This is a genomic window from Algibacter pectinivorans (assembly GCF_900112595.1).
In the GTDB taxonomy this organism is placed as follows: Bacteria; Bacteroidota; Bacteroidia; order Flavobacteriales; family Flavobacteriaceae; genus Algibacter_B; species Algibacter_B pectinivorans.
On sequence record NZ_FOMI01000003.1, the window covers coordinates 1 to 14,751 of the forward strand.

Here is a 14,751-nt window from a genome sequence, read left to right on the forward strand (position 1 = left end):
CAACGGTTTTGTGTATGGTTAGTTGCGTGTTTAAGCAACTAAATTAGTAAACAAAAACGAGCGCGAGAAAATTCCGAAGGAATTTTCCAAATAAGCAACGACCAAAGCAATTAATTATACACGTTGTTGTGCTTTCGTTTTTTTACGATTTTGTGATTGTTATATATTCATATATTTTGGCTTCTCTCTCGTCGTGGTTTTTTAAAATTATAAAATGCCATTTTCTACTTTGGTCTGAAACTTGAAATATTTCATCTTTTTTATGTTCTCTAATTGCATTTTCAAACCTTTCAATCATGCGACCTTCAGGAAACCAACCTAAATCACCATCTTTACTTCCAGGATCCATTGAGTATTTATTGGCAACTTCACTAAAAGTTTTGCCTTTTTTCAATTCTTTATAAGCTTTCTTTTGAATTTTCTTAATTTCCTTTTCGTTAAGGTTTTTTCCATTAATGAATATGTATTTTACTTTGAATTCTTTTATGTCTTTTTGGGATAATAGTTTAATTGCGTCAATGCTGTCTGCGTTAATTTCTTTTTCTTCGAGTAAGAAAACTTTTTTATTAATGTTTTTATCTCCAGTAGATAAAGAGTGTTTTTTGATGGATAGATTAGGATATAAAAATTTCAGACTATCAATTTGACTTTGACTTTCAACATTTTCTAAAATGTCAGTTAAGTTAATATCATTCTGAGCTTTTGCATAATGAAAGCAAATTATTGTTATAAACATGAAGATTTTTTTCATTAATCTGTCATTTTGTTAAATGAAGCACAACGGTCTCGTATAACCGTCAGTTACGGGTTTATATGCGTTAATTTTCGATTTGACACAGACTTTAGCAATTCCGAGTGGATTCGGACGTAGTCGAATCCGCCGTAATTGCGGTTATACATTGTTGTACGCAGGTTTTTTATTTCAGCCATATTAGAAATCCGATTAGTGAAATTATTCCGAAAAGGATTGAAATTCCAATAATAATCCGTTCTTTTTTTTGTTCCGCTTTCGCTCGTTCACGAATCCGATTTTTTATTTCAATCAGTTCTTTTTCAGGAACAGTTTTAAAATTCGGTTGTCGAGATTTTTTGTCAGATGAATAAATTCCATCACGATTATTTTCTTTAAATTTTGAACGATTAGATGGACGTTGCGCTCGGTTTTGTTTCATCCGATTTATCATATCCAATACGTGTCCAGCTCCTAATCCCATTTTATTCTAATCGATTATTTTTAATCAGCGAATCCAATTCCGCTTGATATTTTGCTCGCCAATCCTTTCCGTTTCTTTTATTTAGATACTTTTCAATTTCTGCATTATAAGCTTTAATTCCGCGTATAGTTGGTCCAGTTTGATTACAGCTTGTATAATGTTCGTGAAATCCATAGTCTTCTTTCAGTCCAATACAAGGAACTCCGCAAGGATGCAAAGGTGGTTCAGTTGTTACAATTCTTGCCGAATTTCTCCAGCCGTCAATCTTTGCAGTCAAATAATTGAATCGGTTAAAAAGTCCGAATTGCCAAAATAAAATTCCGACCAATAAGAGTCCAATTCCGATTGTTATTTTCTTTTTACGTTTCATCGGTCAACTTGCGTACAACGGTTACGTATATGAAATGTTGCGTGTTTGTGTGCGAGGATTTTCCGAAGGAAAATCAGAAGCTAGCAAACAAAGCAACTAACTTTGGTTAAGCACAAAATAGCAATTTTTTATATACAATGTTGTAAAACGTTTTTTAATTTTTCGGTTTAAATACTTTCTCAATTAATTCAGTTAGAAATGATTTTCGCTTATTTTCTGAATTCAGATTTTTTTCTGTTTGTTCATTTTTTTTATAAACAAGAATATTTTCATCTCCATAATTTGAGCCAAATCTTCCAGCGTCAAAATCTAAATGAATTGCACCACATTCACAATTCCAATAATCATTATGAGAAGCTAACATTTCACTTCCGCAATCAACACATTTGTAAACTATATTTTCATTTCTGCTCCATCCTATTCCTTTTCCAGAGGCTTTTGGTCCGCGTCCAAGAAATTTCATTCCGTTAATATTTAAATCAAATTTCGGTTGTATTAATTTACTCATATTCAGGTTTTCCTCAAATGTTTTACAACACTTGTATAACTATAGTCTAATAAGAAAACTACGGTTATATTGTTTATCGTTGCAATGTACTATTTTTCAACAACGAATCCAAAGGACTAGTTATAGTTTTGTTATTAATAGCTATTGTTTTAGTGTAAATTTCTGTTGTTTTTGGAGAATTATGTCCTAGCATATTCTGTAAATGCCTCATATTTATATTATTTTCAATACAATGCGTGGCAAACGAATGTCTTAAAGTGTGTACAGTTGCCCATGGGTTCGAATCTGTTTCTTTTACAGATTTTCTAAAAATAGACCTAATGCTAGAGGCGCTATATTGGTCACCAGCCTGACCCTCAAATAACCAATAAGATGGTTTGTACTTTTTGTAGTAATCGCGAAGTAGTGCTACCAAGTGCTCTGATAAAATGGTTTTTCTATCCTTTTTTCCTTTACTATCTTTTATAAATAGATAGCCTTCCTTAGAATGAACGTCTATAATACGTAAATTTATAAGCTCAGAAACTCGTAAGCCAGCGCTATAAATGGTATGAAGTATGGCTTTATGCTTTAAATTTGTAGGTTGTTGAATAATTTTAAGAACTTCGACTTTACTTAATACATTTGGTATGTTTAGCGGTTTTTTTGGTCTTTGTATATCATAATATTCTCTTGGCATTTTTAAAGCATGTTCGTAATAACATTTTATAGCATTTATCAATTGATTTTGATAGCTTTCACTAATTTTGTTTTTTGTAATTAGTTCGTAAATAAAACCTTCTATTTCATCTTTACTAACCTCACTTAAGTTTCGCTGCATAAACTTACTAAGAAATACATTAAACATTTTTTTATAAACTTTAATACTAGATCGGCTATATTGCTTTAAAACTAAAGCCTTTTCTAAGTTATACAGAGCTTTAATGGCATTGTTATTTAATGGAACCGATGGTATAGCTACAGAGTTCGCTATTTTTTCAATTTTAAAATTTCCGTTACACATAACCTTTAATTTGTTAAGGTTGTCTACAGTATTAATTACAGACCATAACTTCTGGTTTGGGTGCCAAAAACTACCATTAATTTTTTTTATAGATTCTCTTAAACTTTTTGATTCATAAGGAATATGTATTTTAATTCTTTTAGCACCTCTAAGAGGTTGATAAATTATTGGTTGCATAATGATGACTTTTGTTTTTTAAACATAGTAAAAAAGTTTATACAGATTAGTATATAATAATTAATAAGTATATATTAACCGTTAGAAACGAATAGATGTAAAAAATTTAAAATCAGTGTTTTAAAATTTATTTATATTGTTTTTTTACAAAATAGTTATGAAATGTAAAATATGTAGTAAACAAGTATTGGGAAGAAGTGATAAGTTATTTTGTTCAATTAAATGTAAAAATTACTATCACGTTAACTTAAGAAAATCAACAGCTCTAATAGTTAAAGAATTGGATACTATATTACATAGAAATCGAAGTATTCTTCTAGAGATTATGGGTAAAAAGAAAACACAATGTAAAATAGAGCGTGTTGTTCTTGAAAAAATGAAATTTAGATTTAAATATCATACGCATCAAAATATTAATAGCCGTGGAAAAATTTACCATTACGTATATGATTTTGCTTGGATGGAATTTTCTAGCGACGAAGTTTTGGTGGTAAGGAAGCCTTTAAATTTTTAACATTTGCTTTTTAAATTTTCATTTCAAACAAAATACAAAATACAAAACACAAAAGGACAAAATCAATTAACAATGATTTTGTCCTTTTAAGCCTTAATATTTATTTTAATTATGCTATATATTGTAAAAATATAAATAAATGGTAAACACTTTTTTTAATTTGTTACTCCTCAATTAAAACCCATTCGCCTTTAGCTAATAAAGGTTCGGCTTGTTTGTATTTTAAAGTTTTGTTTTCGCCATTAATTACGTGTTTTATAGTAACACGGTCGTTACGGCCTATTTTTGGCTTATCACGTACCACAGTTTCAACAACTTCTGGTTGGCGTTGTGTATTGCCTGCCGCTCTGTTTTGTGCCGAACGCTCATCAAGATTAGGAATTTCTTCTTTTTCTATATTAAGCTTTTCTTGCTTTCTTGCACGGGCTTCTTGAATAGTATCTTGAGTTTCTTGAGGTAATTCACCTTTAAATAAAAATGAAATGACATCTTTATTTACTTGGTCAATCATAGCTTTAAACAACTCGAAAGCTTCAAATTTGTAAATTAAAAGCGGGTCTTTTTGCTCGTGTACTGCTAACTGTACCGATTGCTTTAACTCGTCCATTTTACGTAAATGCGTTTTCCAAGCATCATCAATTATGGCAAGTGTAATGTTCTTTTCAAAATCGGTAATTAATTGTTTACCGTTAGTTTCGTAAGCTTTTTCAAGATCTGTAACGACATTTAAACTTTTAACACCATCTGTAAATGGTACCACAATACGTTTAAATTTGTCGGCTTGAGTTTCATATACATTTTTAATAACAGGGAATGCAAGTTCTGCATTTCTTGCCATTTTATCTCTGTAATGCGTAAACGCGGCTTTGTATATTTTAGAGGTAATGTCTTGTGCCGATAGTTTACCAAATTCTGCTTCAGTAATTGGCGAACTCATAGAGAAATAACGAATCAATTCGAACTCGAAATTTTTAAAATCGTTAGCCCCTTTATTGGTCTCGGCAATGCCTTCCGAAGTATCGAAAATCATATTTGCTAAATCGACACGTAAACGCTCTCCATTTAAGGCGTTATAACGACGCTTGTAAACCACTTCACGCTGCGCGTTCATAACATCGTCGTATTCTAATAATCGCTTTCTAACACCAAATTGGTTTTCTTCAACTTTTTTCTGTGCACGCTCAATAGATTTCGAAATCATAGAATGCTGAATCACTTCGCCTTCTTTTAATCCCATTTTATCCATCATTTTAGCTATACGTTCCGAACCAAATAAACGCATTAGGTTATCTTCTAACGATACATAAAATTGAGAGCTTCCTGGATCTCCTTGACGACCAGCACGACCACGTAACTGTCTGTCTACACGACGCGAATCATGACGCTCTGTACCTACAATGGCTAAACCGCCAGCTTTTTTAACTTCTTCAGATAGTTTAATATCGGTACCACGACCAGCCATATTGGTTGCAATGGTTACTTGTCCTGCATTTCCTGCTTCGGCAACAATGTCGGCTTCGCGTTTGTGTTGTTTCGCATTTAAGACATTGTGCGGTATTTTTCTAATACTTAGCATTTTACCCAATAACTCAGAAATCTCAACCGATGTGGTACCAATTAATACTGGTCTTCCGGCTTGCGATAGTTTTGTTACTTCATCTATAACAGCATTGTACTTTTCGCGTTTAGTTTTAAAAACTAAATCTTCTCTATCATCTCTTGCAATTGGGCGGTTGGTTGGGGTTTCTAAAACATCTAGTTTATAGATTTCCCAAAACTCGCCAGCCTCTGTTAATGCTGTACCCGTCATACCAGACAGTTTACGGTACATTCTAAAGTAATTTTGTAAGGTTACGGTAGCAAAGGTTTGGGTAGCATCTTCAATTTTTACATTTTCTTTGGCTTCAATAGCTTGGTGTAATCCATCAGAGTAACGACGACCATCCATTATACGACCCGTTTGCTCATCTACAATCATCACTTTATTGTCCATTACCACATATTGGGTGTCTTTTTCAAATAAAGCATAGGCTTTTAATAATTGGTTTAGTGTATGTATACGCTCAGACTTAACACCAAATTCTTTAAATAATTCTTCTTTTAAATTAGCTTCTTCTTCAACAGGAAGGCCTTGTTCTTCAATTTTAGCTATTTCAATGCCAATTTCTGGTAAGATGAAAAAATCTGGGTTGTCTTTACCCGAAATATACTCAACACCCTTATCCGTTAATTCAACCTGGTTATTTTTTTCTTCAATAACGTAGTATAAATCCGCATCAATCTTTGGCATTTCGCGGTTGTTATCCTGCATGTAAAAGTTCTCGGTTTTCTGTAAAAGTTGTTTTACACCTTCTTCAGATAAAAACTTAATAAGCGCTTTGTTTTTTGGAATACCACGATACACCTGTAACAGTTTAAAACCACCTTCTTTAGTATCACCATCGTTAATTAGCTTTTTAGCTTCGGCCAAAACACCAGTTAAATATTTGCGTTGTACAGATACAATATCGTCTACCTTAGGTTTTAATTCTGTAAACTCATGGCGATCGCCTTTAGGTATTGGGCCAGAAATAATTAAAGGTGTACGGGCATCGTCAATTAATACAGAATCCACCTCATCTACAATAGCGTAGTGGTGCGGACGTTGTACTAAATCGTCTGGCGAGTGTGCCATATTATCACGCAGGTAATCAAAACCAAATTCGTTATTGGTGCCATAAGTAATATCGGCATTATAGGCTTTTCTTCTGGCATCGGAGTTTGGTTGGTGGTAATCTATACAATCAATACTTAAGCCATGAAACTCAAAAATAGGAGCCATCCACGCGCTATCACGTTTTGCTAAGTAATCGTTTACCGTTACTAAATGCACACCTTTACCGGCTAAAGCATTTAAGTAAACCGGTAGCGTAGCCACTAAAGTTTTACCTTCACCCGTTTGCATTTCGGCAATTTTACCTTGGTGCATAGCAATACCACCAATTAACTGTACGTCGTAGTGTACCATGTCCCAAGTAATAGGTTTTCCGGCTGCATCCCAAGAGTTTGCCCAAATCGCTTTATCGCCATCTAAAGTTACATTGTCTTTTGCGCCAGATATAGTTCTATCAAACTCGGTAGCCGTAACGGTAATAGACGTATTGTTTGTAAAACGCTTTGCAGTTTCTTTAACCACAGCAAAGGCTTCTGGTAAAATAGTGTTTAAAACGTCTTCGGTTATTTTATAAGCATCATCCCTTAGCAGGTCTATTTTTTCATAAATATCTTCACGCGCATCAATATCTTCGGTATTGTCTGCTTCTAGGGTTAAATCGGCAATTTGCTTGTCAATATCGGCATTAGCCTCGGCAATTTTAGCTTTAAATTCAGCGGTTTTTGCCCTTAACTCATCATGTGTTAAAGCTTCTAATGCTGCTTCAAAAGACTTAATTTTATTAACCAATGGCGTTGTAGCCTTTACATCTTGTTTGGCTTTATCGCCAACAAATATTTTTAATACCGAATTTAAAAAACTCATTTTTGTAATTTTATATGTTTTATCTAGGGTTAGCCTAGGTTTAACTTGTTGTTTATTGCGCCTAAATAAAAGGCATTCAAAGATACATTTTAGAACAAAAAAAAAGCCTCAATTCGAGACTTTTTTTTATCTATGTTGCAATACTGTATTTAATATTCATCTTCATTCCAGAGGTAATCCTCATCGGTAGGGTAGTCAGACCAGATTTCTTCTATAGAGTCGTAAGAGTCACCTTCATCTTCAATAGATTGTAAATTTTCAACAACCTCTAAAGGGGCGCCCGTTCTAATAGCGTAATCTATCAATTCGTCCTTTGTTGCTGGCCAAGGTGCATCACTTAAATAAGATGCTAATTCTAATGTCCAATACATTTCTTTTGTGTTTAATTTTTTGCAAAAATAATTTTTTAGTTTAAACACACAAGAAAAAAATGAATTATTTAATCATTAATTATAAGAACGTATCTTTTTGTACTCTAAACCCTTGCAATTATTTCTGCGGGTTAATAATGTTTTTAGCAAATAATATTTTGGTGTCACTTCGAGTATGCCGTTTTCTTTTTTCGGAATGTAACGAGAAGTTGGGCGTTCCCTTCGCTTTATACCTACAAGGTTTTTAAAACCTCGCAGGAAACGCTACGGTCGGGCTTTCCGTTACAAGTCCTCGCACCTCCTTTGTCGGGCTGTGGGCTATCCACTGCAATCCCTAACGCGGGTAAGTCTGCCGTTTTTAGTCCTAAGTAAGCAGTTTTTTAAAACCTGCTATTTTCAACTTCAAACTTCAAACTTCAAACTTCATGCTTCAAACTTCAACGCTTCAAACTTCAACGCTTCTCAGGAATCCACTTAATTTCATTTGCTTGTAAGTCAAACGACAACTTTCGTGCCAATACAAAAAGATAGTCAGAAAGACGGTTTAAATAAGTCAGCGCATTAGCCTCAAAAGGTTCCAACTCGTTAAGTGCCGATGCTAAACGTTCGGCTCTACGGCACACACAACGCGCAATATGACAGAATGACACGGTTTGGTGTCCGCCAGGTAAAACAAAATGCGTCATGGGTGGTAAGGCATCGTTCATGGCATCCATTTCCCGTTCTAAGCGCTCAATATCTTCACTCGAAATTTTTTCAATATTAAGGCGCTCCTTGCCATTTTTTAAAATAGCTTTTTCGGGGTCGGTTGCTAAAATAGCCCCAACCGTAAACAGTCTATCTTGAATTATAATAAGTAAATCTTTGTAGTTAGGGTTAATATCTTGGTCGCGAATTAAACCTAAATGCGAGTTTAGCTCATCCACGGTTCCGTAACTATCAATTCTAATATGGTGTTTTGGTACACGTGTTCCTCCAAATAATGCAGTAGTACCTTTATCGCCTGTTTTTGTGTAAATTTTCATCTGATATTTTTTGTTGTTTTAGAGGTCAGATGTTTTTCGTTAATTTCTGTGTAACGATATAAATTCTGTTTTCTAATTTCATGTTATAAAGGTAAAAGTTAAAAATCGAATACTCAAAAAAAAAGGTATTCTATTTAATTACAAGCTACACATACCATAAGCAATGTCTTATTATAAATATCACGATTATTTAATATTTAAATAATGCCTAAAACGTACTGCAGGACCTAAAATTAAAGACCTTGTAAAAAAAAGATAAAATGCTAATAATTAATATGTTTAAACTAGAAAACTCTTATTTTTGCTGCTATATTATAAAATGGGGGGAATGAAAAAAATTAGCATTTTATTGGTGTTTATAATGGGGACTTTTATCATGGATGCGCAATCCTATTTAGGGTTTTTAACCGATAATTATAGCGGCGTACATAGCCTTATATCTAATCCTGCAAATATTACCGATTCTAGATTTAAAACCGATATAAACCTTGGAGGCGCAAGTGTTTTTGGTGGTAACAATTACTATGGTATTAATGTATGGAATGCTTCTAGAAACGGCTATAGCTTCGATATGGAGGCGAAAATAAACTCAAATGGTACTAATAGCGCTCTAGTTAATGCCGATATTTTGGGGCCTTCTTTTATGTTTAATTTAAGTAAAAACAGTTCGGTAGCTGTTTTTACAAGAGCAAGAGCATTTGTTAATGCCAATGATTTTGACGACGCTTCTATAGCTGCAATAGACGATGACTCCACAAGAGATTTTATTTTAAATGAAGCACAATTAAACGTGTTAGGGCACTCTTGGGGAGAAGTAGGAATTACTTATGCTAGAACCTTAATAAACAAAAACAAGCATTTTTTAAAAGGTGGTGTTTCTTTAAAATATTTACAAGGTTTTGGTAGTGCTTTTGTAACCGGAACCGATATTTATGTGGATTACGATGCCGATGGAACTGCTTTTTTTGGTGGAGAAACCACAGGAAGTATAACGACTAGTGGAGACTTAACTTATGCGCGCAGTGCCGAATTTGATAATGATGATTACGATATTAAATTACCAGACCATGCTAATGGTGTTGGGGTAGATGTTGGTTTTGTTTATGAGTTAAGACCAAGCTATAAAGACTATAAAACAAAAGACTATAGTCCGTATAATTTTAAGCACAAAAACAAGTATAAATTAAAAGTAGGCGTTTCTATAACAGATATTGGTTTTGTAGATTATAAAGATGCCGTTAATGAAACGTTCGATGTTAATTTTGAAGACTTAAATCAAGACGATTACGAAGATACAGCAGAAGATCTCGGTAGTTTTTTAAACTCATATTACATTCGTACCAATACAGAAACGGGTTATAAAATAGATTTGCCTACAGCCTTACACCTAAATGTAGATTGGAGCCTTAGCAATACCATATACTTAAATTTAAATACCGATTATTCATTAATATCTAAAAACAGAATAACGGCAAATCGGGTGTCTAATTTGGTGTCGTTTACACCGCGCTACGAAAGTAAATGGTTTAGTTTTTATGTGCCATTTACAGTAATTGAAAACAAAGAGTTTAGAGTTGGTTATGGGTTTAGAGCAGGTCCAGTTTATGCTGGCTCAGGATCAATTTTATCGGCATTTGGTAGCGATAACAATAGGCAAGCAGATGTTTACGCAGGTGTAAAGGTGCCTGTGTATCAAAACGGTCCTAGCGATAAAGATGGCGATGGGATTTACGATAAATTAGATAATTGTCCTAAAGAATTTGGTCCGGTTTCAAATAATGGCTGCCCAATTAAAGACCAAGATAATGATGGTATTGTAGATGGTGAAGATGCCTGTCCAGATGAAGTTGGCCCCGAAGAAAATAAAGGTTGCCCTTGGGGCGATAAGGATAACGATGGCATTTTAGATAATGTTGATGAATGTCCAGAACTAGCAGGGAATGAGGAAAATAATGGGTGTCCTTTTAAAGATACCGATGGCGATGGAGTTTATGATAAGGATGACGATTGTATTGACCAAGCAGGATCTGTGGCCAACAATGGCTGCCCAAAGGAGGTTATCGAAAAACTACAGAACACTTTAAATAATTATGCTAAGGTTATATTTTTTAATTACGGAAAATCGACACTAAAACCAGAATCTAGTATTGTTTTAGCCGATATTATTACCGTTTTAAATGAATATCCTAACTCGAAGTTTGTAATTGAAGGTCATACCGATAGTATTGGAAGTTATGAGTTAAACCAAAGGTTATCGGAAACTCGAGCTAATGCGGTAAAAAACTATTTAATTGAACATGGTATCGATCCAACACGATTATCGGCTATAGGTTATGGTGAAAAAAGACCAATAGCGACAAATATGTATAAAGCGGGACGTTTGCAGAATAGAAGAGTGGAAATTAAGCTTGTAAACTAGTGGAACTAAATTATAATTTAAACACTCAGCTTAGTTTTAGGTTGAGTTTTTTTTAGGGCGCTAGTTATATTCTAATGGTAAAATGCTCCTTTACCTGTTCTTTTCTAAAAAAAACGAAGCCCCAAAAAAAGGTATCAATAGTAACGGTTACTTTAGGATGGTTTTTTATAATTTCCCAAGCTTCAGTCATACCTTCAGACCAATAAATATCATCAAAAATAAAAACCGAATCGTTAGTTGTTGCTTCTAGTAAAGCTTCAAAATATTGCAATGTCGCTTCCTTTTGATGGTTTCCGTCAAAAAAAATAAGATCGTATGGTTTGGAGTTTAATGTTTCAATTTCAGTATTAAAATTGCCATTTATTAAGGCTATGTTTTCGGCTTTAAACGTATTTAATTGTTGGTTTGAAAACTCCGCGGTTTCTGGGCAGCCTTCAATAGAGATTATGTTCGCTTTCGGGTTTCCCAAGTGCATAGCATGGGTTGCAATACCCAAGGATGTACCTAACTCTAATATATTTTGTGGTTTAAAATAATTAGTAATTCTGTAAATTAACTTAACACGTTTGTTAGTTGTACCCGCATTTTTAGCAATATTGGCAACATAACGCTCTTGGGTTTTCATTTTTTGAGAACCAGCGCCTAAATCTGTTACCTTAATTTTAGTTTTATTTTTTAAAAGCGAATCTTTGTAGTTACTTATAAGCTTGTAGCTGTTGTGCTTGGTGGTATCGTAAAAACACTGTGTAACCAAATTATAAACAAAAGGGGAGTGCACACCATGTTGATTGGTGGATTTTAGCAGAAATTTTATGTATTGAATAACCTGGTACAAGCCGTGTTTAGTTTTATCCTTCTAATTTAGATGATAATTCAAACCAACGCTCTTCCTTTGCTTCAATGGTATCAATAATGTCTTGAAGCTTATTTGACAGTTCGTTAATTTGATCTTGCGATAAATCCGGATTATTAAATTTGGCTTCTAATTCTTTCTTATCGTAAGCTAAAGCATTTAGTTTACTTTCAATATTTCTTAACTCTTTTTCTTCGTTAAAAGATAATTTTGAAGCTTCGTTTTGTTTCCAGGATTTGTTATCCTTTTTATCTTCGTTGGTTGCTGTATTTGTTATTACAGGTTGGCTGTCCTCATAAACCCTATAATCTGTATAGTTTCCTGGGAAATCTTCAATAACACCTTCGCCTCTAAAAACAAAAAGGTGATCAATAACCTTATCCATAAAATATCTATCGTGTGTTACAACAATAATACAACCCGGGAAATCTAAAAGGAAACTTTCTAAAACGTTAAGCGTTACAATATCCAAATCGTTTGTAGGCTCATCTAGAATTAAAAAATTAGGGTTCTGTATTAAAATGGTACATAAATATAAACGTTTACGCTCGCCACCACTTAGTTTTTCAACATAATCGTATTGTTTTTTTCGGCTAAATAAAAAGCGTTCTAATAATTGCTGAGCGCTAATTGTTTTTCCTTTTTTCAACGGAATGTGATCTCCGAATTCTCGAATAACATCGATTACCTTTTGCTCTGGTTTTATGTTTATTCCGCTTTGTGTGTAATAGCCAAATTTAACGGTATCACCTTTAACAACTTTACCAGAATCTGGTTGCGCAGTTTGTGTTAAAATGTTTAAGAAAGTTGTTTTTCCGGTGCCATTTTTGCCAATAATACCAACGCGTTCTCCTTTTTTAAAGGTGTACTCGAAGGCATCAAGGATGGTTTTATCTTTAAATGCTTTGGATACTTTATGGAATTCTAGAATTTTACTTCCTAGGCGTTCCATGTTTAATTCTAGCTGCACTTCGTGGTCGTTTCTGCGTTGATGCGCACGGTGTTTAATGTCGGCAAAATCATCAATTCTAGATTTCGATTTTGTGGTTCGAGCTTTGGGTTGCCTGCGCATCCAATTAAGCTCCTTTTTAAAAAGTTGTTTTGCTTTTCCCGTTTCAACCGATTCACGTTCTATTCTTTCCTCTCGTTTTTCAAGATAATACGAGTAATTGCCTTTATAGCTATAAAGTTCTCCTTCGTCTAATTCTATAATTTCATTACACACGCGTTCTAAAAAATAACGATCGTGTGTAACCATAAACAGCGTAATATTTTCTTTAGCAAAAAAAGCTTCTAACCACTCAATCATTTCTAAATCTAAATGGTTTGTAGGCTCATCTAAAATTAATAAATCGGGTTTGTTAATTAAAGCATTGGCTAAGGCTAAGCGTTTTTTTTGTCCGCCAGAAAGCACACTTACCTTTTGGTTTAAATCATCTAATTTTAATTTAAAAAGAATTTGTTTGTAAAGCGTTTCGAAATCCCAAGCTTCATGGCGATCCATGGCTTCAAAAGCTTTTTGATACGCATCTGTATCTTCGGGGTTTAACAGCGCTTTTTCGTAGTTAGCAATAATTTTTAATATAGGACTATCACTTGCAAAAATAGTTTCTTCAACAGTTAAAGCGTTGTCAAATTTAGGATCTTGAGATAAGAAGGAAACTTTAATATCTTTTCTAAAAATAACGTCGCCAGAATCTGCAGAATCGTCTCCAGATAAAATATTTAGAATAGACGTTTTACCTGTTCCGTTTTTTGCAACAAAGGCTATTTTTTGGTCCTTGTGTACGCTAAATGAAATGTTTTCAAAAAGCGTATGCTCGCCGTAGGACTTCGATATGTTTTCAACTGTTAGATAATTCAAGTGCTGTTATTTTTTTGCAAAGAACGGATAAAAAACCAAAAAATCCGATATAAGTTTTATTCTTCAAAGCTAAAAGTTATATTTGCGTTATATCAATTTGCTAAATATGAAGCCCTATTTTGTTGTTACTTTATTGATTTTTAGTTTTTTATGTACTTCATGTATAAGTAATAAAGACGTTGTTTATTTACAGGATAAAGTTGGGACTACTAATAATAATCTGGTAATTACCGAAATCCCAAAGCCTTACAGGGTGCAGGTTAGCGATGTTTTAAGTATTAATGTTAAGGCCTTGGACCCTGAGTTGGTGGGTATTTTTAACCCTGTGAGTGAAGAAGGAGGAAGTGGGGCGCAGAGTCAAACAGGACTTTATTTTAATGGTTTTACTATAGATGTACATGGTAATATAGAGTTCCCCATTTTAGGCGAAATTAATGTTTTGGGCTTTACAACTCAAGAGATTGAGGAGAAAGTAAAATCTGAGCTTTTAAAGCAATATTTTAAAGAGAATGCCGAATTATTTGTAACTGTAAAATTAGCGGGGTTAAGGTATACGGTTACAGGCGAAGGGGGTGGTGGTGTATTTACTTTATTTCAAGACAAAGTAAATATTATTGAAGCGCTGGCAAATGCTGGCGATTTACCAGATACTGCAGATAGAAAAGATATTTTGATTGTAAGGCAATATCCAGGAGGCCAAAAGATTCATCATATCGATTTAACAGATATTAAAGCCATGAAATCGCCTTTTTATTATATTCAACCTAACGATATGATTTTGGTTAAACCTTTAAAACGTAAATCGTTAGGTGCTGGACAAACGGCAATACAAAATATAACCACTATTGCTTCAATTTTATCGGTACTTGTTTCTACATATTTCTTAACCCGAAATCTATAAACTTATTAGACTAAA

Annotated in this window: 13 protein-coding genes; 3 read left to right on the forward strand and 10 right to left on the reverse strand. The window is 33.7% G+C overall.

Annotated features, from left to right (window positions below; translation table 11 throughout):
- Positions 1-142: 142 nt before the first annotated feature.
- The 5 genes from BMY96_RS05010 to BMY96_RS05035 all read right to left on the reverse strand — a co-directional run bounded on the left by BMY96_RS05010 (position 143) and on the right by BMY96_RS05035 (position 3,272).
- Positions 143-751, reverse strand: a complete 609-nt coding sequence (locus tag BMY96_RS05010) for a peptidylprolyl isomerase (protein ID WP_092849902.1) — start codon at positions 749-751, stop codon at positions 143-145.
- A gap of 166 nt (positions 752-917) precedes the next feature.
- Positions 918-1,214, reverse strand: coding sequence for a hypothetical protein (locus BMY96_RS05015; RefSeq protein ID WP_092849906.1), 297 nt, complete (start codon positions 1,212-1,214; stop codon positions 918-920).
- Between the two features lies 1 nt (position 1,215).
- A complete protein-coding gene (locus BMY96_RS05020; protein WP_114424673.1) occupies positions 1,216-1,584 on the reverse strand; it encodes an FEKKY domain-containing protein in 369 nt (122 codons plus the stop codon).
- Between the two features lie 154 nt (positions 1,585-1,738).
- Positions 1,739-2,092: a hypothetical protein gene (locus tag BMY96_RS05030; RefSeq protein WP_092849913.1), complete on the reverse strand. Its 354-nt coding sequence runs from the start codon at positions 2,090-2,092 to the stop codon at positions 1,739-1,741.
- 73 nt (positions 2,093-2,165) lie between these two features.
- A complete protein-coding gene (locus BMY96_RS05035; protein ID WP_092849915.1) occupies positions 2,166-3,272 on the reverse strand; it encodes a tyrosine-type recombinase/integrase in 1,107 nt (368 codons plus the stop codon).
- Between the two features lie 280 nt (positions 3,273-3,552).
- Between BMY96_RS05035 and BMY96_RS05040 the strand changes: the two genes are divergently transcribed.
- Positions 3,553-3,786, forward strand: a complete 234-nt coding sequence (locus tag BMY96_RS05040; RefSeq protein ID WP_245750547.1) for a hypothetical protein — start codon at positions 3,553-3,555, stop codon at positions 3,784-3,786.
- Between the two features lie 163 nt (positions 3,787-3,949).
- Here BMY96_RS05040 and secA read toward each other — a convergent pair whose 3' ends face one another.
- From secA to BMY96_RS05055, 3 genes are all read right to left on the reverse strand, one after another.
- Positions 3,950-7,303, reverse strand: a complete 3,354-nt coding sequence (gene secA / locus BMY96_RS05045; RefSeq protein ID WP_092849919.1) for a preprotein translocase subunit SecA — start codon at positions 7,301-7,303, stop codon at positions 3,950-3,952.
- A 149-nt stretch (positions 7,304-7,452) separates the two neighbouring features.
- Positions 7,453-7,674: a DUF2795 domain-containing protein gene (locus tag BMY96_RS05050; protein WP_019387375.1), complete on the reverse strand. Its 222-nt coding sequence runs from the start codon at positions 7,672-7,674 to the stop codon at positions 7,453-7,455.
- A gap of 452 nt (positions 7,675-8,126) precedes the next feature.
- Complete coding sequence (locus tag BMY96_RS05055) at positions 8,127-8,699, reverse strand: cob(I)yrinic acid a,c-diamide adenosyltransferase (protein ID WP_092849922.1); 573 nt, start codon at positions 8,697-8,699, stop codon at positions 8,127-8,129.
- Positions 8,700-9,027: 328 nt separating this feature from the next.
- Between BMY96_RS05055 and BMY96_RS05060 the strand changes: the two genes are divergently transcribed.
- Positions 9,028-11,118: a DUF5723 family protein gene (locus BMY96_RS05060; RefSeq protein ID WP_092850895.1), complete on the forward strand. Its 2,091-nt coding sequence runs from the start codon at positions 9,028-9,030 to the stop codon at positions 11,116-11,118.
- A 64-nt stretch (positions 11,119-11,182) separates the two neighbouring features.
- Here BMY96_RS05060 and BMY96_RS05065 read toward each other — a convergent pair whose 3' ends face one another.
- Both BMY96_RS05065 and BMY96_RS05070 read right to left on the reverse strand, forming a co-directional pair.
- Positions 11,183-11,953 carry an O-methyltransferase gene (locus BMY96_RS05065; RefSeq protein WP_092849924.1) on the reverse strand — a complete coding sequence of 257 codons (771 nt, stop codon included), beginning with the start codon at positions 11,951-11,953 and terminating at the stop codon, positions 11,183-11,185.
- 13 nt (positions 11,954-11,966) lie between these two features.
- Positions 11,967-13,835, reverse strand: coding sequence for an ABC-F family ATP-binding cassette domain-containing protein (locus BMY96_RS05070; RefSeq protein ID WP_092849926.1), 1,869 nt, complete (start codon positions 13,833-13,835; stop codon positions 11,967-11,969).
- 106 nt (positions 13,836-13,941) lie between these two features.
- Here BMY96_RS05070 and BMY96_RS05075 point away from each other — a divergent pair, with 106 nt between their 5' ends.
- On the forward strand, positions 13,942-14,736 hold the full coding sequence (locus BMY96_RS05075) for a polysaccharide biosynthesis/export family protein (RefSeq protein ID WP_092849928.1): 795 nt from the start codon (positions 13,942-13,944) through the stop codon (positions 14,734-14,736).
- Positions 14,737-14,751: the final 15 nt, after the last annotated feature.